Origin of the sequence: Phytohabitans rumicis (assembly GCF_011764445.1) — a bacterium.
GTDB classification, from domain to species: domain Bacteria; phylum Actinomycetota; class Actinomycetes; order Mycobacteriales; family Micromonosporaceae; genus Phytohabitans; species Phytohabitans rumicis.
The window spans coordinates 7,160,229-7,179,038 of the sequence record NZ_BLPG01000001.1; the positions used below are offsets into that span (position 1 = coordinate 7,160,229).

At 68.6% G+C, this 18,810-nt stretch carries 19 protein-coding genes; 14 read left to right on the top strand and 5 right to left on the bottom strand.

What is annotated here, in order from left to right; all coding sequences use genetic code 11:
* The first annotated feature begins 81 nt into the window (after nt 1-81).
* Nucleotides 82-744, top strand: a complete 663-nt coding sequence (locus Prum_RS32650) for a hypothetical protein (RefSeq protein WP_173079948.1) — start codon at nt 82-84, stop codon at nt 742-744.
* Nucleotides 745-895: 151 nt separating this feature from the next.
* Nucleotides 896-1,705 carry a DnaE2-dependent mutagenesis accessory factor ImuA' gene (gene imuA' / locus Prum_RS32655; protein WP_173079949.1) on the top strand — a complete coding sequence of 270 codons (810 nt, stop codon included), beginning with the start codon at nt 896-898 and terminating at the stop codon, nt 1,703-1,705.
* 211 nt (nt 1,706-1,916) lie between these two features.
* On the opposite strand, the gene Prum_RS53980 is transcribed toward imuA', so the two are convergent.
* Nucleotides 1,917-2,039, bottom strand: a complete 123-nt coding sequence (locus tag Prum_RS53980) for a hypothetical protein (protein ID WP_281369066.1) — start codon at nt 2,037-2,039, stop codon at nt 1,917-1,919.
* 370 nt (nt 2,040-2,409) lie between these two features.
* On the opposite strand from Prum_RS53980, the gene Prum_RS32660 reads away from it, so the two are divergent.
* Complete coding sequence (locus Prum_RS32660) at nt 2,410-4,686, top strand: tetratricopeptide repeat protein (protein WP_173079950.1); 2,277 nt, start codon at nt 2,410-2,412, stop codon at nt 4,684-4,686.
* A gap of 196 nt (nt 4,687-4,882) precedes the next feature.
* Here the strand turns inward: Prum_RS32660 and Prum_RS32665 are convergent, their stop codons facing one another.
* The 3 genes from Prum_RS32665 to istA (Prum_RS32675) form a co-directional block, all read right to left on the bottom strand.
* Nucleotides 4,883-5,260, bottom strand: a complete 378-nt coding sequence (locus Prum_RS32665) for a hypothetical protein (protein WP_173079951.1) — start codon at nt 5,258-5,260, stop codon at nt 4,883-4,885.
* Between the two features lie 148 nt (nt 5,261-5,408).
* Nucleotides 5,409-6,173 carry an IS21-like element helper ATPase IstB gene (gene istB, locus Prum_RS32670; RefSeq protein WP_173084403.1) on the bottom strand — a complete coding sequence of 255 codons (765 nt, stop codon included), beginning with the start codon at nt 6,171-6,173 and terminating at the stop codon, nt 5,409-5,411.
* Between the two features lie 47 nt (nt 6,174-6,220).
* Nucleotides 6,221-7,489 carry an IS21 family transposase gene (istA, locus tag Prum_RS32675; protein ID WP_173079952.1) on the bottom strand — a complete coding sequence of 423 codons (1,269 nt, stop codon included), beginning with the start codon at nt 7,487-7,489 and terminating at the stop codon, nt 6,221-6,223.
* A gap of 308 nt (nt 7,490-7,797) precedes the next feature.
* On the opposite strand from istA (Prum_RS32675), the gene istA (Prum_RS32680) reads away from it, so the two are divergent.
* The 4 genes from istA (Prum_RS32680) (at nt 7,798) to Prum_RS32695 (ending at nt 11,715) form a co-directional block, all read left to right on the top strand.
* Complete coding sequence (gene istA, locus Prum_RS32680; RefSeq protein WP_173084405.1) at nt 7,798-9,369, top strand: IS21 family transposase; 1,572 nt, start codon at nt 7,798-7,800, stop codon at nt 9,367-9,369.
* On the top strand, nt 9,369-9,560 hold the full coding sequence (locus Prum_RS32685; RefSeq protein ID WP_173079953.1) for a hypothetical protein: 192 nt from the start codon (nt 9,369-9,371) through the stop codon (nt 9,558-9,560). The genes istA (Prum_RS32680) and Prum_RS32685 overlap by 1 nt, the downstream gene beginning before the upstream one ends.
* Nucleotides 9,557-10,333 carry an IS21-like element helper ATPase IstB gene (gene istB / locus Prum_RS32690; RefSeq protein WP_173079954.1) on the top strand — a complete coding sequence of 259 codons (777 nt, stop codon included), beginning with the start codon at nt 9,557-9,559 and terminating at the stop codon, nt 10,331-10,333. The genes Prum_RS32685 and istB (Prum_RS32690) overlap by 4 nt, the downstream gene beginning before the upstream one ends.
* A 284-nt stretch (nt 10,334-10,617) precedes the next feature.
* Nucleotides 10,618-11,715: a sugar ABC transporter substrate-binding protein gene (locus Prum_RS32695; RefSeq protein ID WP_173079955.1), complete on the top strand. Its 1,098-nt coding sequence runs from the start codon at nt 10,618-10,620 to the stop codon at nt 11,713-11,715.
* A gap of 316 nt (nt 11,716-12,031) precedes the next feature.
* Here the strand turns inward: Prum_RS32695 and Prum_RS32700 are convergent, their stop codons facing one another.
* A complete protein-coding gene (locus tag Prum_RS32700) occupies nt 12,032-12,523 on the bottom strand; it encodes a helix-turn-helix domain-containing protein (RefSeq protein ID WP_173079956.1) in 492 nt (163 codons plus the stop codon).
* Nucleotides 12,524-12,937: 414 nt separating this feature from the next.
* Here Prum_RS32700 and Prum_RS32705 point away from each other — a divergent pair, with 414 nt between their 5' ends.
* The 7 genes from Prum_RS32705 to Prum_RS32730 all read left to right on the top strand — a co-directional run bounded on the left by Prum_RS32705 (nt 12,938) and on the right by Prum_RS32730 (nt 18,806).
* Nucleotides 12,938-13,453: a hypothetical protein gene (locus Prum_RS32705; protein WP_246278239.1), complete on the top strand. Its 516-nt coding sequence runs from the start codon at nt 12,938-12,940 to the stop codon at nt 13,451-13,453.
* 319 nt (nt 13,454-13,772) lie between these two features.
* Nucleotides 13,773-14,288: a hypothetical protein gene (locus Prum_RS52260; protein ID WP_246278240.1), complete on the top strand. Its 516-nt coding sequence runs from the start codon at nt 13,773-13,775 to the stop codon at nt 14,286-14,288.
* A 6-nt stretch (nt 14,289-14,294) separates the two neighbouring features.
* Nucleotides 14,295-14,972 (top strand): SAF domain-containing protein, encoded by a 678-nt coding sequence (locus Prum_RS32715; RefSeq protein WP_246278241.1) that lies wholly within the window; start codon nt 14,295-14,297, stop codon nt 14,970-14,972.
* A 44-nt stretch (nt 14,973-15,016) separates the two neighbouring features.
* Nucleotides 15,017-15,778 (top strand): MinD/ParA family ATP-binding protein, encoded by a 762-nt coding sequence (locus Prum_RS49870; RefSeq protein WP_218577435.1) that lies wholly within the window; start codon nt 15,017-15,019, stop codon nt 15,776-15,778.
* Nucleotides 15,775-16,257 carry a hypothetical protein gene (locus Prum_RS54615; protein WP_308785393.1) on the top strand — a complete coding sequence of 161 codons (483 nt, stop codon included), beginning with the start codon at nt 15,775-15,777 and terminating at the stop codon, nt 16,255-16,257. Before Prum_RS49870 ends, Prum_RS54615 begins: the two co-directional genes overlap by 4 nt.
* Nucleotides 16,254-17,081, top strand: a complete 828-nt coding sequence (locus tag Prum_RS54620; protein WP_308785394.1) for a TadA family conjugal transfer-associated ATPase — start codon at nt 16,254-16,256, stop codon at nt 17,079-17,081. The genes Prum_RS54615 and Prum_RS54620 overlap by 4 nt, the downstream gene beginning before the upstream one ends.
* A gap of 858 nt (nt 17,082-17,939) precedes the next feature.
* The gene (locus tag Prum_RS32730; RefSeq protein WP_173079957.1) at nt 17,940-18,806 is read left to right on the top strand and encodes a type II secretion system F family protein; all 867 of its coding nucleotides are present in this window, start codon (nt 17,940-17,942) and stop codon (nt 18,804-18,806) included.
* Nucleotides 18,807-18,810: the final 4 nt, after the last annotated feature.

Below are 18,810 nucleotides of genomic sequence, written 5' to 3' on the forward strand. Positions count from 1 at the left end.
CCGGCAAACAGCCGGTCACCCGAACTGGTGAACCCGCCCGGCCGATGGATGCGCCGGTAACCGGCCAGGTACCGTCCGCGAATGGATCACCTGTTCACGACCGGCACCAGCGTGATCGGCCTGGCCAACGCGGCGATGATGTGGCCCATGCTCACGCTGCGCGTGGCGGCAAGTAGGTGGATCATCGGGCCGTTGCTCCTGCTCACCGCAGCGACGGCGGGTCTCTTCGCCGCCACGATCGTCTACCGCGACTTGTGGACCATGTTCCCAGCTGCGGCGCTCATGCTCATGATCGCGGTTCACTGGGACAACCGCCTCAGCGCCCGGCGCGGATGGACCGGCGGGCGGCTCGGCCTGCACCTCGCGGGCCGGCGGATCCGGCGCGGCAAGGTCCGCTTCATTACGTCGTCCGGCCGCAGGATGCACACGCTGGATGAGATCCGGGCGGAGTACGCGCAGACCATCCTCGACAACGCTGCGCACGATCAGGACCTGGACCAGCTACTCAACGAGACCGCAGACGACATCGAGGCGCTGCTGCGACAGCCGGACGACGACGGCACGCCCAGGTCGTTGGACGCCATCACGGTGGCCTCATTCGCCAACCGTGTCCTCGACCAGTTCAGCGACCCCGACCGGCGACCACCAGCTGCCCCGTATCGCGGCTACTCCCGAGACATGCTCACGATCGCCGCGCTGTGCCGGCTCGGTGGCCGGCTGCCCACGGTCGTTCCCCGGACCTAATCGGGAATCTCGGTCTACGGTGCCTGCCGCCACCCTGCTTGACGGAGGTACCCATGGCATCGCGTGCCCCCACCCCAACACGACCGTCGGCCTGGTGAAGATGCGCCTGTTCCCCCTAACGAGTCGAACGAGTGTTCGATACCGTGTGGAGGTGGCACCGCAACGACTTGGACTTACACCCCTCCCGGGCGGGGCGACGGCGTGGCCCGGTCGCGTCGGCGATCCAGCGGAGGTTGAACAGGTCCTCGCCGGCGTCACCACCCGGGCGGCCCAGCGTGCGGCCACCGCTGCTGTGCTGCGGCCGGTCGAGCAGGCCGACGACCTAAACACCGACAAACGCCGACATCATTTGCTGCCCGTCCACCCGTCCCTCAAGCCGCTGTTCCCTGCGGGCGGCCCTCGGCACGGCTCGGTCGTGGTCGCCGCCGGGACGACGTCGCTCATCCTCGCCTTGCTGGCCACCCCGACTGCGGCCGGCCGATACGCCGCTGTGGTGAACATGCCGCGGCTCGGCGCCCTTGCGGCCGACGAGTACGGGGTACGCCTTGAGCGGCTGGCGCTGGTGCCGGACCCGGGCCCGAACTGGGCAGCGATCACCGCGATCCTGCTCGATGGCCTCGCCATGGTGGTGACCGGCGTCGACGGCGAGGTGAACGCCGAGACCGCGCAGCGGCTGGCCGCGCGAGCTCGCCGTAGCGGCGCCGTCCTCGTCCCCGCTGGGCCGGCAGTTGTGTGGCCCGGCGCCGACGTGGTCCTGGTCGCTGATCCGCCCGCGTGGGAGGGCCTCGGCGCAGGCCGTGGCCGGTTACGCCGCGCCGTGATGACCGTGACTTCTACCGGCCGCGGCGCAGGGGCCCGCTCCCGCGAGCTGGTGGTGCCGATCCCGCTACCCGATCCCGCCGACATGGCGCCGCGCCGGGCCGCGCGGGACGAGACAGGTCCGGTGGCGCTAAGCGCGTAACTCCGCCCGGGCGGCCGGTATCCCTGCTAGTCGTTCTGCGTCTGCGCGCCGAGGGTCTTCACGGGCTTGTACGGCTGGCCGTCACCACGGTTGCGGGGGTCTACTGGTGGACTGCACCTATTCCGACCGTGCGGTATTCCTTCCTGGGACCGAACGTGCGCGGGCCCGACCACGGCTGGTCAGGCCCGCAGCAGTGGAGGGTGAGTATGGATCAGGGCATTAGATCTAGCGCCCAACTGAGCAGTGCCCTGACGGCGCCCGCGGCCGCGCCGGTGATGGCGGCCAGGGTGATCTTCTTGCGCCAGGTGCGCTTCTCGTCGTGTTCGCCGTTCATGTTGCGCTCCCGGTTCCGTTGGCGGAGCGGGAGGGTCCGGCCGGTCTCCCTAGATGACCGTTCGAGCAGACCCGGGGTGTACGGGGTCCGGCATCGGGTTGGGAGGAAGCCGAACGATCGGGTCAAGCACCCAGTTGGGTGACCTGCGCAAACCGCGAACTTGTCGTGGTGCCTAGGCTGGGCTTCTCAGGGTTCGATCGATCTCGCCGAACGGGCAGGAGTAGGCATGCGCGCTGATCAAGAACCAGCAGATGGCAGTCGCCCCCTCGACCCTGGCAGGTTGCACACGCTTCCTGAGTTGAAGGCAGGATTGAAGCGGCTGCGTGGGGCTCGCTCATACGCTGCGTTAGACCGGGCGACGAGCGGAGCATTGCCGAAGTCGACGATCAGCAACCTGCTCAGCGGCGGCACCGTGCCAACACGGAACAGGATGGTGACCTTCCTGACGGCCTGCGGCCTCGACGAGGAATCGCGGACGCCCTGGCTGGCGGCGTGGGAGCGGGTGGCCACCGCCCATCTACGGCGCCCGGCGGGGGCCGTGCGGATACGGGAGGCGCGCGCGCGATTGCTCGGGGTGCACGATTCTATCCAGGCCGATGCGGCAACCAGGGAACTACCGGTGTATGTGCCGCGCGACCTGGATCCGGATCTGCGGACCGCTATTACCGCTGCAGCCGAGATGGGCGGGTTCGTCCTGCTGGTTGGCGGCTCATCGGTCGGGAAGAGTCGGGCGCTGTACGAGGCCGTGCAGGCGGCGCTGCCGGAGTGGTGGTTGATTCACCCCGAGGATGTCGCAGCTATCCGGGCCTTCGCGGCGTGCCCTTCGCCAAGAACGGTGGTCTGGCTGGACGAATTACAGCGACTTCTCAGCTTGGAGAACCGACTGACAGCCGGATTAGCCCGCGAGCTGATCCGTGCAGGCGCCGTGTTGGTAGCCACGCTGTGGCCGCACGAGTACCACGAGCGGAGCGCCACGCGAATCCCGGGTATGCCGGACCTGAACGCCGGTGACCGAGAGCTGCTCGACATCGCTGACCTGATTGATGTCCCGGATCGGTTCAGCGCATCCGAGCGGCGCCGCGCCGAGGCCCTGTCCGGCATCGACTCGCGGATTAGAGTAGCCCTCGACAGCGAGGACGGCGGATTCACGCAGGTCCTGGCGGCCGGTCCGGACCTTGTCCGACGGTGGGAGCATGCCCACGATCCGTACGGCAAGGCGGTGTTGACTGCGGCTCTAGACGCCCGCCGTGTCGGTGTTCAAACGCCGCTGACACGAACCTTGCTTGTGGCAGCGGCAGCGGCTTACCTGATGCCGGCAGACCAGGCCGCCGCCCCACCTGACTGGGCCCATCAGGCGCTGTCCTACGCCACCGCCAAACTGCGGGGCGCTACCGCCGCCCTAACACCAGTCTCTAATGAAATTGGTCGTCCAACTGGTTACGTCGTGGCGGACTTTCTGTACCAACATGCTCGCCAAGTGCGCCGTGAGGTGCCTCTACCCGAGCTGGCCTGGCAGGCGTTGGTCGAGCACCACCAAGACCGAGATTTCGACGAGTTGGTCGCCGGGGCTGCCCGGCGTGGCCGATCTGGCCACCTTGAGGCCCTCTATCGACGCGGAGCGGAAACCGGCAACCGAGACGCGGCACGCCAACTGGTTGATCTCCTCGTGACGCAAGGGCGTGCCGACGAGGCTTCTGCGGTACTGATCCGACACGATGACCAGGTTGGAGACTGGATCACTGCGTTGAGCGTCGGCGATCCACTTCTCCAGCAGGGCCGCGTCGACGAAGCAATCAGAGTGCTCGGGCCATACCTTCTCGGCAACTACCGAGATTCTGGGATCACATGGGGGACCAGGGAGGTAATCGACCGATTCGTAAAATACGGCTACGCCGACGAGGCCGCCGCCCTATTACGCCCTCACGCTGATGCGGGCAACCGAGATGCGTCTATAAGCCTTGCGCGGGTGCTTGGCGCATCGGGAAGAGTAGAGGAGCTGCGTCTCCGCGCTGATGCTGGCGACCAAACGGCCGCGCTTAGTTTGGTCGACCTCCTTGTGAGGATGGGCGACACGGATGGGCTCCGGCAGCGTGCCGACATGGGCGACCTCCACGCTGCAGGCAAGCTGGCCAGTCTATTCGTAGAGCAGCACAAACTCGGAGACGCTATCGCCGTGCTGCGCCAGGCCGCCGACGCGGGCGAGGGCGACGCCTCGCGCCGGCTCGCAGTCCTGCTCTTAAAGGAGGGAAACCTCGAAGAGTTACGCGAGCGTGCGAGCGCTGGTGATCAGCCCGCCACACGTCGACTCGCCGATCGACTTCGTGCGGAGCGCCGCTTCGAGGAAGCCATTGACGTGCTACGGCCGGCGGCCAACTCCGGTGATCGCCTCGCGGCAGACCAACTTGTCGATCTGTACATGGCACGAGGTGAGGTGGAGGACGCGATCGGTGTGCTGCGCCAGCACGCAGACGCGGGCTACGGCGATGCAGCGGTTCGGCTAGTCGCGCTGCTTGCCCGCGACGGACGCCTCGACGATCTGCAGGCCGAGGTTAATGCAGGCACGTTCGGCGCTGCCGAGCAGCTTGCCGCAATTACACGTAGTTCAACGCGCGATAACGACGACGCAGCGGGTCGACTTAAGCTCTGAGTTCATATCAAAGGGGGCCCAAGCGAGAGGGGTGGTTGGCGCGTTTTACTGGTTTTACTGGTGGAGTGCACCTATTCCAACCATGCGGTATTCCTCGGAGCGGGCTTGGGCGGCCTCAGCGGTCTGTACCTTGGACTGGCTAGCCTGTCGGTCAACCACAACGTGTCGTGCCAGGTTGCGCACCAAGATGGTTCCTCTACCGCGTGGTCTTCAACGCAGCCCACAGCGCGTCGTCAAACGCTGCCTTCGCAGCCTCTCGCTCGGTTTGTTTCGACGTTCGGTGATCCTCCTGATCGCAGAGGTCAAGGTAGTCACGCGCCGCCTTGCTGGTTGCCGGCAAGAGAAGGTCGATCACCGCGAACACGGCTTCTGCTTTGCGGAACGCATCACCCCGCGCCTCGGCTGCCTCACTCCACCGCTCTCGGTGTGCCTGGATAGATTCCTCGTTCCGGTTGCCCTCCGCGTTCGACAGCATGTGGTTCGCCACATCGGCGCTGGACGCGGTACGCCAGAGGCGGTCGGCCGCCGTGCGAAACTCGATCGCAGCGTCGAGCTCCCGGTCGAGAACGCGCATGCTGCGCTCGTGGGCGTGGCGACGGCGGTCGCTTAGCCGGCTCGTAAGGCCAGCCCCGACGAGACCGACCACCACGCCAACCAGTGTCAACGCTCCGAAAATTTTGACCCTCTAGCGCTCCGGGAAAATTGACCCCCGTGCGGTTTGGTCAGTCGCGGCTGGCGCGGTTTTCCTTGGCCAGGAGTTCGCGGCGTTGGCGGGTGCGGTAGGAGTCGCCGGTGAGGGTGAGGACCTCGGCGTGGTGGACGAGTCGGTCGATCATGGCTGCGGCGACGACGTCGTCGGAGAAGGTCTCGCCCCAGCGGCCGAAGGGCAGGTTCGAGGTGACCATGATCGAGCCTTGTTCGTAGCGGGAGGCGACGAGTTGGAAGAACAGGTTGGCGGCGTCCTGGTCGAACGGGATGTAGCCGACCTCATCGATGATGATCAGCTTGTAGCGGCGGATCTTCTTCAGCTCGGCCTCGAGGCGGTTGCCGCGGTGCGCCTCGGCGAGGCGGGTGATCCAGTTGCTGGCGGTGTCGAACAGCACCGAGTAGCCGGCCTGGGTGGCCTTGACGCCGAGTCCGATGGCCAGGTGGGTCTTGCCCAACCCGGGCGGCCCCAACAGGATCACGTTCTCGGCTTTGGCGACGAAGGTGCTGGTGGCCAGGTGCGCGAGCAGGTCCCGGCGCAGTGAGGGCAGGTGGTCGAGGTTGAAGTCCTCCAGGGTCTTCACGGCCGGGAAGTGGGCGGTGCGGATGCGCATGACGGTGCCTTTGGACTCCCGGTCGGCGACCTGGCGTTGCAGCAGCGCGGCCAGGTATTCCTCGTGCGACCAGTTCTCGTCGCGGGCCTGGGCGGCGAGCTCTTCCCAGAACGCGCCGATGGTGGGCGTCTTGAGCACCCGGGTCAGGTAGGCGATCATCGACGGCATCCCGTCCTTCGGCGGGGTGGCCGGGGGTTTGGCCTTGATGGCTGTGCTCACGCGTCACTCGCTTCCGTTGCTGGTGTGGTGGATGGGTTGAAGTCGACGCCGAACAGGGCGTCGTAGTCCGGCAGCGCCCGCAGCACGACGGCGTGGCCGTCGGCGTGGCGGCGGGTGGCTGCCTGACGGCTTTGCCGTTGCAGCGCCAGGGCTTGGCGCATCTGGGCGGCCAGGGCCCGGTGGGCCGGGTCGGTGACCAGGTCCTGCTTGGCCCACGAGCGCTGGTGCCGGGCGATCGTCTGCCCGTCGCAGACCACGCTCACCTCACCAGCGGTGGCGGTGACGTCGACGAGCTTGCCGATCATGCGTGGGTCGACCGAGTAGTCCACTGTGTCCACTCGCAGGTGGTAGTCGCGGCCGAGCCGGGTGCGGTAGGTCAGCCCGACCTGCGGGGCCAGCGGCGGCAGCGCCAGCATGGACCGGTAGTCGACCTCCAGCAGGTCCACCGGGCGGCCCTGGATCGACCGGACAGTGCGGGTGTTGGCCTTGGTCAGCCACTGGGCCAACTGGGCGTTGAAATCGTGCGGGGAGGCGAAGCTGCGCCCGGGCAGGAACGAGGTCTCCAGATAGCCGTTGGCCCGCTCCACCATGCCCTTGAACTCCGGATCCCGCGGCGGAGCCAACCTGATCTGCGTGGCCAGGGTGCCGGCGAACGCCGCCGCCGGCGTGCTGACCCGGCCGGTGCCGCCGATCGCCGACTCCCGGTCCCACAACAGCGTCCGGGTCACCCGGCCGACCCCACAGATCAGCGTCCACATCCCGGCCAGGATGTCCCCGGCCTGCCGGGACGGGATCATCGTCGCGGTCATGAACCGGGAGAACGCCAACGTCATCACCAGCACCGGCAGCACCCGCTCCTGCCCGGCGGCCACCGGGATCCGCGGCTCCGGGAACCACAGATCGCACTGCGTCAGCTGCCCCGGCTGGTAGATCACCCGATCCACCGGATCGATCCCCACGTACTCCGGCCGGATCACCGCCAACCGCTTCCGCAACGGCGCCATCGAGTGCGGCCACCCGATCCGCTCCGCGATCACCGGCCCCGGCATCTTCGGCCACTCGGCCAACAGCACCCGGATCCGCGGCTCATACGCATCCACAATCGACCCCCGCGAGACCCGCTCGTATGACGGCGGCCGGTCGCAGGACAACGCCGCCCGGACCGTGTTCCGAGCCACCCCCAACCGCCGAGCGATCTCCTTGATAGGCACACCCTCCGCCCGATGCAGACGGCGGATCTCAGCCCAGTCCTCCACCTTGATCACCCTCCAAGGCTCAGAGGGGTCAATTTTCAGAGATCACTGGGGGGTCATTTTTCAGAAAGCGGCGACAACCAGTCCGACCAGCCAGGAAGCACCACCCACGACGCGATCGTAGGTGAAAGTCTGACCAGATGTCGGCGATCTTGTAATTCCTCCATCTGACTGGGTTTCGATCACGTAATTCCCCCACCGTTCACGTAATTCCCCCAGGGGAGCACGTGCGTGGCGTCGGGGTCTGGTCCTCGCAGGAGATCAGTCTGCCTCCGTTCCCGGGTGGGGTGGAGGCGCCGATGGCGAGGAGAAGCTTCTACGTGATCGACATAGTCGAGATCTTGGTCCACTGGCATGCGGGTCGGTCGCAGCACGAGCTGGCGGCCAGCCTCGCTGTGGATCGCAAGACGATCCGTAAGTACACGGCGCCGGCGATCGCGGCCGGGGTGGTGCCGGGTGGGCCGGCGCGATCGCAGGATGAGTGGGCGCAGCTGGTGCGGGGCTGGTTCCCGGAGTTGGTGGATACCCGGTTGCGGCAGGTGACCTGGCCGGCGATCGAGGTGCACCGGGACTATGTCGCCGGGCAACTTCAGGCGGGCGTGACCGCGGCGACGATCCATCAGCGGCTGCGTGACGAGCACGGGCTGGAGGCGTCGGTGGCCTCGTTTCGTCGGTGGGTGCGGGCGAACCTGCCGGAGGAGACCCGGCGGGCGCTGGTGCGGGTGCTGGGCGAGACCCCGCCTGCGGGGCATGAGGCGCAGGTCGACTACGGCCGGTTGGGGATGTGGACCGACCCGGGCACCGGTAAGCGGGTCACGGTGTGGGCGTTCGTGATGGTGCTGGCGCACTCGAGGCACATGTTCGTGCGTCCGGTGCTGCGGATGGACCAACGCGCGTGGACCGAGTCGCATGTGGAGGCGTTCCGGTTTTTCGGCGGTGTCCCGGAACGGATCGTGCCGGACAACCTGGCCACCGGGGTGGAGCGCGCGGATCTGTATGACCCGAAGCTGAACCGCTCGTATGCGGAGCTGGCCGAGCACTACGGCACCCTGATCGACCCGGCTCGGGCCCGAAAGCCCCGTGATAAGCCGAGGGTGGAACGGCCTATGCCGTATGTCCGCGACTCGCTGTGGCGTGGCCGGCAGTTCGACACGGTCGGGCAGATGCAGGCCGCGGCGGTGGACTGGTGCCTGAAGGTGGCCGGTCAGCGGGCCAGCCGACCCTTGGACGGGGCCGCGCCGGTGGCCGTGTTTCAAGCGGTCGAGGCGTCGGCGCTGGGGCCGTTGCCGGCGCGCCCGTTCGTGTTGGCGACGTGGTCGACCGGCAAGGTCGGCCCGGACATCCACGTCAAGGTCGGTAAGGCGTTGTACTCGGTGCCGTGGCGGCTGATCGGGCAGCGCCTGGATGCCCGCGAAACGTGGACCACCGTCCAGATGTTCCACAATGGACAATTGGTGGCCACGCACGGCCGTGCCAGCAAGGGCAAGCGCACCGACACCTCGCACTACCCGCCGGAGAAGATCGCGTTCGCGATGCGGACCCCGACCTGGTGCCGGCGCCGAGCCGCCGAGATCGGACCCGCCTGCACCACGGTCATCGCCTGCCTGCTGGAGGTCGGGGCGCTCTACCGGCTGCGCTCCGCCCAAGGTGTGCTCGGCCTAGCCGACAAGCACGGCCCCGGACGACTGGAAGCGGCGTGCGGCAAGGCGGTCGTGGCCGGTGACCCGTCCTACCGCACGATCAAAGGCATCCTGGCCGCCGGTGTGGAGACCGACCCGCCACCGCCACCAACCGGGGACGGCGGCGCCGCCGCGCACCTGCACGGCCCGGCCGCGCTGTTCGACAACGTCTACCCCCTGCCGGCCCGTGACGGCGACGAGGGAGCGGCCTGATGAGCTCTGATCTGGCCGCCTACCCGATCAGCCAACCCGGCACCGGCATCGACAGCCGGTTCACCATCGGCCTCGCCCTCGACGTCGCCGACGTCCTGGCCCAACACGGCTACCCACCGATCACCACCGGCACCGATCTGCTGCGCGTGCAGCAGGCCCTGTTCACCCTCATCTACCAGGAGAACCGTTGACCGTCATCGACACCGCCCTGCACGCCAGCCTCCGCGCGCTGAAACTGTCCGGCATGCTGGAAACCCTCGACGCCCGCCTGGTCCAAGCCCAAGCCGGCGAACTCGGGCACCTGGACTTCCTGCAGGTCCTCTGCCAAGACGAGATCACCCGCCGGGAGACCATGTCCATGCACCGCCGGCTGCGCCGCGCCCACTTCGACGAACAGGCCACCCTGGAAGGCTTCGACTTCGCAGCCAGCCCCAAGCTGCCCGCCGCGCAGATCCGCGACCTCGCGGCCCTCCGCTGGCTCCACAGCGGAGAATCAGTCCTCCTGCACGGCCCCGTCGGTATCGGGAAAACCCATGTCGCACAAGCCCTCGGACACCTGGCCATCCGCCAAGGCGCCGAGGTCCGCTTCTACAAGACCAGCCGCGTCCTGGCCCACCTCGCCGACGGCCACGCCGACCGCACCTGGCCCAAACGCCTCGGCGAACTCGCCCGACCCCACGTGCTGATCCTCGACGACTTCGCGATGCGCGAGTACACCCCACAGCAAGCCGACGACCTCTACGAGCTCATCAGCGAACGAGCCCAAGCCGGCCGGTCGCTGATCACGACCTCCAACCGCAACCCGCCGGACTGGTATCCACTGTTCCCGAACCCCGTCGTCGCCGAGTCCCTACTCGACCGGCTCATCAACACCAGCCACCAGGTCTTCATGAACGGCCCCAGCTACCGGCCCAACAAACGCCCCGGACGCGCCGTCCCCCAGTCCACCACGAACGCGAAGTAACATCAGCTACGGGCCAGCCCTGGAGGAATTGCGTGACCGCAACCCCGGGGGAATTACTCGATCGCCCACAACCAGAGACGGTCGCATGCTCCAAGCGCGGTATCCGGAGAGTCTTGGATCGATCTCGCAGCCCTGGACGTCGACCCGAACGTGCCGTCCGAGAGACGTCATCGGAGACCTGTTTGTCGCCTGGCTGACATATGCGCCTCTTCGTCCAGGGCATGACGCTACCGTGGCCGTGGCCGTGTTGCGTGCCGGCCAAGTGGTCATCGGGAGGGCCGCAGTTGAGAAAGCGGCAGCGCTTACTGTTTGAACTGACAGCATCAATATTGAGCGGTGCGATCTTGGCGGCTGCAGCGGCAGTGGCGGCAACCTTGTCCCGTGCACGATGGCTGGAGGCGCCTGTCCCGCTGTGGTCTGTCGTTCTCGGCTCGACCACTGCCGTAGTTCTCGCTATCTTCCTCATTCGGCTACGAGAACAGCGACCCAAGCGCATCCTCATCATGATACCGGCATTTGCTCAGAAACACTGGTTTGCCGAATTTCTCCAACGCGGTGTTCAGGCTCTCGAAAGCCAAGCTTACGACGCCGTCCTAAAACTTCCGCTTCACGATTTCAGCGGACAGGGGCAATTGCTGCAGTTGACCGCTGTTGCTCGCCGTCCCCGGGACTTCGTCGGTGCCTTTATCATAGCAGCCGAGCCCGACAGCATTAGTGGCGAGCTGCGTAGGCTTTGCTCCCGGGCCGGTTTTCCGGTAATCTTTGTCGACGTCATGCCTTTCGCTCGACCAGAAGATCTTCCTGCATGGTCCTGCTACGTCGGATCGGACCAGAATGAAATCGGCGTAGCAGCAGCCCGCTATGTCGCAGACCAGATGGCCCAGCGCCAAAAAAGGCGACCGCGCGTGTTAGTGATCGGCAGCGCGGCGCAGGCAGAGAGGCAGAGGACGTTTGTCGCAGCGCTCAAGGACAAGCTTCCAGGTGCGGTAGTTGAGGTCAACGACCATGGAGCGTTCGTTCGAGACAGGTCACGCGAGATAGCTGGCAGGTACTTGCGCAGCGCCCGACAGGAAGGGCGTCTGCTTGATGCGATCTTCTGTACGAACGACGAGATGGCTCTAGGTGCGCTCGATGCGCTACACGAGGATGCCGTTTCAGAGGGCGTGCACTCCGATCTTATTGTGGTCGGCGTGGATGGGACTGATGAGGCGATGTCCGTCATCCGATCTGGCGGGACGCAATTCCGGGCGACCGTAGTCCAGGATTCCAGGCGGATTGCCGAGACTGCTACTGCCGTCCTCCTGCGGGCTCTCGAAGGCGAACGGCCCCAACCACGAATCATCGTGCCCGTGAGTATCTATCCTCCCGGCCACAACGCATGACTGCGCATTCCGGCGAAATCCAGTGCTGCAAAGGCATTGACTCGATGAGGACCGCGCCGGTTTTTACTGGTGGAGTGCACCTATTTCGACCATGCGCTATTCCTCCCACTGGCTTCGGTCGACCGTTAGGTGCTGGTTCAAGTCCGCAGCCGGCTGCCTGATCCGCGTCACGAACACGCGGGCGCCCTGGCCACGCTGGAGATCATGAGCCAACGGGGCGACCGTCGGAACTCCTGTTGCCGTGCCCTGCGGCTCCACGCCCTGCAGGACCTGGGCCGGAGGCCCCAGCCCTGCCCGGGCCGGAGGCCGCTTTGGGCTACGGACCCGTGGCCTGTCGGCGGCTCTTGGTTGGGGGTGGCTTGCCCTCCAGCTGCTGGACTTGGTCGAGCATCGTGAGGACGAGCTTGAGGTGGGGCTCGGACAGCTCGCGGGCTCGTAAGGCGAGAGTGCGGATGTTGGGATCGCTGAGGGCCTCTTGAACATCTCGGGCGGTACGCAGGCGTTGGAGTTCCTCGGTGACCTTGGCGGTGTCGCCGTCGCCCAGCAAGTAGCCGGGGGGCACGCCGAAGAAGTCGGCGAGGGCGGTGACGGCCTTGATCGTGGGGTTGTCTCGGACGCCGGTCCTGAGGTGATTGATGTACTGGGCGGTGATGTGCCCGCCGGCGGCCTCGACCGCGTCCGCGACCTCTTGGAGCGTGTAGGGCCCGCGGTCCGCGGGGTGGATCGTGCGGAACAGGTAGTTCAGCCGGTCGGCGAGGGTGTTGAGGGCGGGTTCGCCGTCGTTGGTCGCGGGCCCGGTTGTGGCCATGCCGGCACTCCCTACGTCTACTGCTAGTAGATAACCATATCTGATCTTGGATAGCTAGTTGACAGCATGCAGTGGTTTGTGTTTATCTTCCCATACGTCTACTGGTAGTAGATAGGGGCGCGGCGCAGAGGCATCCGGTTGATTTCCGGTGGGCCTGCCGCGCGATCCGCACCTTGTGTGGCGGGAGGTTTGATCATGACGTATCAATCTGCGAGCGCTCGTCGACACGAGCCCTCGTACGGCGCGGCCGGCCGCGCTGCGGCGGCCCGTGGCAGGGCTGGTGGCTATGCCCGGCACCGCCACGGCCGAGGCGGCGCTCCAGAACTGCCGAACGGACGGCTGGGACTGCATGGTCGGCACCTGCAACCGGGGGCGAGGACCATGCGGGGACGGGTTTGGCGGGTGGTGGCAGTAGTGAGCGTGTTGGCGCTGGCCGCGGCCGGTTGCAGCGACACCACGTCGCCCGCGAGCGATGACCCGGCGAGCGCGCCTAGCCTATCCGCGCCGCCGCAGAGCATGCGCAGTGCCGCCGAGGCGCAAGCGTTGGCCGCCTGGCAAGGGATGTGGCAGGCATACGCCCGGGCCGGGTTGACTGCGAATTCGGCCGATCCGGACCTGGCCCGATACGCACGTGACCGCGCCCTGGCGACTCTGACCGCCGGCCTGAAGTCCTATAAGGACAAAGGACAGGTTCTGAAGGGTGAGATTGTCACCGATCCACGCGTATCGAACGCGACACCGGACGTGGACCCGACAACCGTGACGATCACTGACTGCGTCGACGACAGCCGGTTCCTGGTCTACAAGGCTTCTGGCGAGCTGTTGAACGACATTCCGGGTGGGCGCCGCTCGGCCTTGGCCACCGTGACGAAAAGCAACGGTGGCTGGAAGGTGTCGAGCTTTGGAGTACAGGACCCTGACACATGTTGATGCTGAAGACGACTTTTCTGCCCGCGCTGGCCGGCCTGGTCCTGGCTGGTGTCGTCGCTGCCGCCGCTCCCGCGCATGCCGACGGGGAATCGGCGGCGTCGATTGTTCGGAGAACAGCACCACCGCCGAGTGTGGCCTACATGCCGGCACGCCCGCCCAGGCGGGCAGCCCCAACGACAACGGCTCAGGCAACCAGTCGGGCGGCTCTGGCGAGCCGACACGATGCCGCTACGAGCGGGTGCAGCCGCAGTTGCCGCCGCCGGCGGGCGCGGGACCGGGCGCCTGGTACGTGCGCGCCTGCGAACGAGAGGCCGGCGGAGTGTCACAGACCCAGCCGATGTGGCTGACCGACCCACCGGCCCCGGATCCGTCGGTCCTTGCCCAGGATGCGGTGTCCCGGCTGCACCTGCCCGCCCCGGGCATCCACACCAATCCGGACGCGGCGCAGGCCGACGTGTTGGTGTGGGTACCGGTGTGGTTGTGGGTCGACGGTTTGTCGTGGGCGTCGCGGTCGGCGACGGCTGCGGTGCCGGGGATGAGCGTTACCGCGACGGCCACTGCGAAGAAGGCGGTGTGGCGGCTCGGGGACGGCGCGGTGCAGGCGTGCGGTCAGGGCAGCGTGTGGCGGCCCGGAACGGATCCGCGTGCCGCGTCGCCGACATGTGGGTACACCTACGACCGCGCTGGCGTGATGACGGTGACGGTGACCGTCACCTGGGCGGTGGCGTGGCGCGGCGGCGGCCAGGCCGGCACCGTGCCGGACCTGACTACCACGGCGAACCTGCCCTTGCGGGTTGTGGAGGCGCCGGCGTTGAACACGGCCGGCGGGCGGTGAGCGGTGGTGTCATCGACGCAGACTCTGACCACCCCATCCGGCGGATCCGCCGGCTACCCGGCGGGGTTGGCGGCCGGTTCGCCGGGCCTGCGGCGCCGGGTCAGTCCGGTGCGGGTGCTGTTGGCGGTGGCGCTGATTCTCGGGTTCGGGCTGGCCGGCGCCGTGGTGGCTGGTCAGCTCGACGCTCGCCAGCCCGTCCTGGTTGCGGCACGTCCGGTCAGCGCCGGGCAGGTCATCGCCGACGCCGACATCACAGTCGTCCGCGTCGGTGCCGACTCGGGCGTGGCGACGATTGCCGGTAGCGCGCGTGCGCGCGTGGTGGGCAGCCGGGCGGTGCTGCCGCTGGCGGCCGGCACGCTGCTGTCACCGGCCCATGTTGGCGCTCCGGCGTGGCCTCCGCCGGGTCAGGCGGTGACCGCGGCGCTGGTCAAGGCGGGCCGTATGCCGTCCGGTGTCATCGCCGGCAGCCGGGTGACGGTGCTGGCCCTGCCCGCCGCGAACCCGGCCAGCGGCGTCACGAGCGGCCAGGTGGTGCGGGCCGAGGCGACGGTGGTGTCGGTGCAACCGGTCGGTGACCTGGCCTCAGATGTGGCGGTGTCGCTGCTGCTGGCCGAGGGGGACGCGACCCGGGTGGCGTCCGCAGCCGGCGAGGTGACGTTGGTCCAACTCGGCGCAGGGCAGTGAGTCGAATGTTGGTCGCGGTCGCGTCGGTGAAAGGCGCGCCCGGGGTGACCACCCTGGCCGTGGGTCTGGCGGCGCTGTGGCCACGGCCGGGCGCGGTGCTGGTCGAGGGTGACCCGGCCGGCGGGGACCTGTGGGCCCGGTTCGGGCATCACCCCAGCCCTGGGTTGGCGGGGCTGGCCGCCGCCACCGTGCACCCGGCGGCGGGGCAGGATCTGCGCGCACACCTGCAACGGCTGCCGGTGGGCGTGGACGCGGTATTGGCCCCACCGGGTGACGGCGCCGCGGCCTCGGTGCGCATGCTGGCCGACCGCGGAACGGGCATACTGCGGCGGGCGGCCGGGTCGTCGACAGTGGTGCTGGACCTCGGCCGCCTCGAGCCGGGCGGTCCGAATCTTGCGTTGGCCGGTGCGGCCGACCAGGTGTTGCTGCTGGCCCGCCCGGAACTGGCGGAGCTGAACCAGGTCGGGGCGCGGCTGCCGTGGCTGCTGCCGCGCCTGGCGGGCCGGTTGTGGCTGGTCCCCGCCGGATCCGGCCGGGTGCCGACCGGGCAGATCACCCGGGCTCTGGGGGTTTCGGTCATCGGCGCTGTGCCGCACAGCCGGTGGGGTGCGCCCGCGTTGGCCGGGCAACTGCAGGTGCCGAACTGGCGGCGGCTGGCATGGGGTCGGGCTGTCGCCCGCATCGCCGAGGCGTTGGCAGCGACCGAACCGGCGCCTGCCCTGGGCACGCCGCTGCTGCCGCCGGCGGTCTCCCCGGTCCTGCACGCCCCGCAACCCCACGCCGAGCCGGTGCGGGCACCGCGATGACCAGGCCGCCGGGTGTGCTCGTCGATGGGTGGCGGCGGTCGCCGCATCAGGACGCAATCGATCAGCTACGCCGCCAGGTCTCGGACGGGTTGGCCGCGGCCGATCCGCTGCTGTCCGGTCCGGACCGGGACCGGCTGGTGCACGAGCTGGTCGGGAAGGCGCTGAACGCGCACGCGGCGGCGCGGCTCGCAGTCGGGCAGATGCCTCTTGACCCGCCGGTCGAGGCGCAGGTCGCCGCCGCGCTGCGGGACGCGTTCTCCGGCCTGGGTCCGCTGGAGCCGTGGCTGGCCGACCAGGCGGTGACGAACCTCTTCCTCAACGGTCCGGTGGTCTGGGTCACCTACGCCGACGGTCGAAAGGAGCGGGTGCCGCCGCTGTTCGCGTCCCGGGACGAGCTGGTCGACCTGGTGCGGTCCATCGCGGCCCGCGCCGGGGCGGACGAGCGCCGGTTCGACCGGGGGTGCCCCGGGTCTCCGTGAGATTGCCGGACGGGTCCCGGCTGTTCGCGACCTTGCTGTCGCGGGAGCCGTCGGTGTCGATCCGCCGCCACACCCTGCTCGACGTCGACCTGGACCAACTGGCCGCACGGTACGGGGTGATGGACCGGGTGCTGCGGGACCTGCTGGCGGCGATGGTCCGCGCCCGAAAGAACATCATCATCTGCGGTGGTCCGGCCACCGGGAAGACCACGTTCCTGCGCGCCTGCGCGAAAGCGATCCCCTCGTCGGAGCGGTTGGTGACCATCGAGGACACCGACGAGCTCGCCCTCGATTTGGATCCGGCTCACCCGGACTGTGTGGCGATGCAGGCGCGGGAGCCGAACGTGGAGGGCGAAGGTGGGGTCGACCTGGCCGAGCTGGTGCGGTGGGGGCTGCGGATGTCACCGGACCGGGTCATCCTCGGCGAGGCCCGCGGCGGCGAGGTGGTGCCGGTCCTGAACTGCATGTCCCAGGGCAACGACGGCAGCATGGCCACGATCCACACCTCCACGTCGAAGCAGGCGTTCACCAAGCTGATGACGTACGCCGCACAAAGTGAGCAGCGGCTGCCGTTCGAAGCGACCGCGCCGCTGATCGGCGCCGCCGTGCACTTCGTCGTGCACCTGGCCTGGTCCGCCGACGGGGTACGGGTGGTCTCCTCGATCCGAGAAGTGGTCGGCGCGCAGGGCACCGAGGTCATCTCCAACGAAGTCTTCACGCCCGGCGCCGACCGCCGCGCCCTGCCGGGGGCACCGCTGCGGGCCGCCACGCTGGACGAGCTGGCCGCCGCGGGGTTCAACCCCGACCTGCTGCAGGGCTGGTGACCATGGTCGCCTTGTTCGCCCTGTTCGGCGCCGGGATCGGCGGCGCCGTCGTACTGCTGGCCTTCGGCCTGCGACCACCGGCGCGGCCAACCCGACGCGCGAGCCGTGGCATGCCGGCCAAAGGCTCCATGGTTCGGGTAGCCGGCGTCCTCACGGTCGCGGCGGTCGTGGGGGCGGCCACCCGGTGGCCGGTCGCGGCGATCCTGGCCGGCCTGGCCGCGTGGTCGCTGCCCGCCGTGCTGGGACCGGACCGCGCGCACCGGCAGATGCTGGCCCGGGTCGAGGCGATCGCCGCCTGGGCTGAAGACCTGGCCGGCACGCTGCGTTCGGCCGCCGGGCTGGAACAAGCCATCGTGCAGACCGCGCAGGTCGCCCCAGCGCAGATCCGTGCCGAGCTGATGGCGCTGGCGGCCGCGCCGCGGGCCGGGATCAAGCTCCCGGACGCGTTACGTCAGTTCGCGACGTCGATGGCCGACCCGACCGCGGACCTGGTCACCAACGTGCTGCTGCAAGCCTCGCAACACCAGGCCAGGGACATCGCGGCCAGCCTGGCCGGGGTCGGACGCGCGGCCCGTCAGCACGCGGCGGCGCGGCTGCGGATCGCGACCGGCCGGGCCCGAACCCGCACCGCCACCCGCATCATCATCGCCGTCGTGCTGGGCTGCGCTGCCGGGCTGACGCTGTTCGCCCACGACTTCCTGGCCCCCTACGGCAGCCCCGCCGGCCAACTGATCCTGGCCGTGATCGGCGCCATGTTCGCCGGCTGCCTGCTCTGGCTGGTCCGCACCGGCCGGGTACCCGACCTGCCCAGAATCCTGACAAACCTCGACAACCCGGCAGCAACCCAAGGGGCGACCGGTGAACGCACTCATCGTGATCGGCGCTGGCCTCGGCGCCGCCGTCGCCGCGCTGGTCGCCGCGCTCGCACCGGCCCGCACCACCCTGGCCCAGACCCTTGCGGCGCTGCATGGACCACCCCTACAACCCTCGACGGGTCGACAACGCTTTCGGCGAAGCCTGACCGCCCCGTTGACCCGGGCCGGGCTGCCCCGCCCGCAGACCCTCCGCGACCTGGCGGTCCTCGACCGCGACCCACACGCGTTTCTGGCCGGCCAACTCGGCCTGGCCGGGCTCGGCCTGCTCGCACCCACGGCGACCGTCGCCGTGGTCAACCTGATGGGTGCGGGGATCGGTTGGAGCGTCCCGATATGGCTCGGTCTAGTCGTTGCCGCCGGCGGTTACCTGCTCAGCGAGGTATCCGTCCACGAGGAGGCCGAACAGCGGCGCCGGCTGATCCGCCACACCCTGGCCGCGCTGCTGGACATCGTCCCACCCGCCTTGGCCGCCGGCGCCGGCATCGAGCAAGCCCTCACCGATACCTCCGAGATCGCCTCCGGCTGGGCCGCCCGCCGGATCCGACGCACCCTCGCCACGGCGCGGCTGACCCGCCAGCCGATCTGGCAGGCCCTTGGCCAGCTCGGCCAGGACACCGGCGTCATCGAACTGGAGCAGCTGGCCGGCACCCTGCAACTGGCCTCCGACGAGGGCACCCGGATCCGCGAGGCGCTCACCGCCCGCGGCCAGGCCCTGTCGCAGCGGCTGGCCGCCGAACTGGAAGCCCAAGCCGAAGCCGCCACCGAACGCATGTCCATCCCGCTGATGGCGTTGACCAGCGTGTTCCTGCTGTTCCTCGTCTACCCAGCGATGGCAGCACTCCAACCATAAAAGA

Coding starts and splice junctions, on each gene's coding strand:
- Prum_RS32685 (WP_173079953.1), top strand. CDS start 9,369: ATGAGCTCTGATCTGGCCGCCTACCCGATCAGCCAACCCGGCACCGGC.
- Prum_RS32700 (WP_173079956.1), bottom strand. CDS start 12,523: ATGGCCACAACCGGGCCCGCGACCAACGACGGCGAACCCGCCCTCAAC.
- Prum_RS32665 (WP_173079951.1), bottom strand. CDS start 5,260: ATGCGCGTTCTCGACCGGGAGCTCGACGCTGCGATCGAGTTTCGCACG.
- Prum_RS32650 (WP_173079948.1), top strand. CDS start 82: ATGGATCACCTGTTCACGACCGGCACCAGCGTGATCGGCCTGGCCAAC.
- Prum_RS53980 (WP_281369066.1), bottom strand. CDS start 2,039: ATGAACGGCGAACACGACGAGAAGCGCACCTGGCGCAAGAAGATCACC.
- Prum_RS54615 (WP_308785393.1), top strand. CDS start 15,775: ATGACCAGGCCGCCGGGTGTGCTCGTCGATGGGTGGCGGCGGTCGCCG.
- istB (WP_173084403.1), bottom strand. CDS start 6,173: ATGCCGTCGATGATCGCCTACCTGACCCGGGTGCTCAAGACGCCCACC.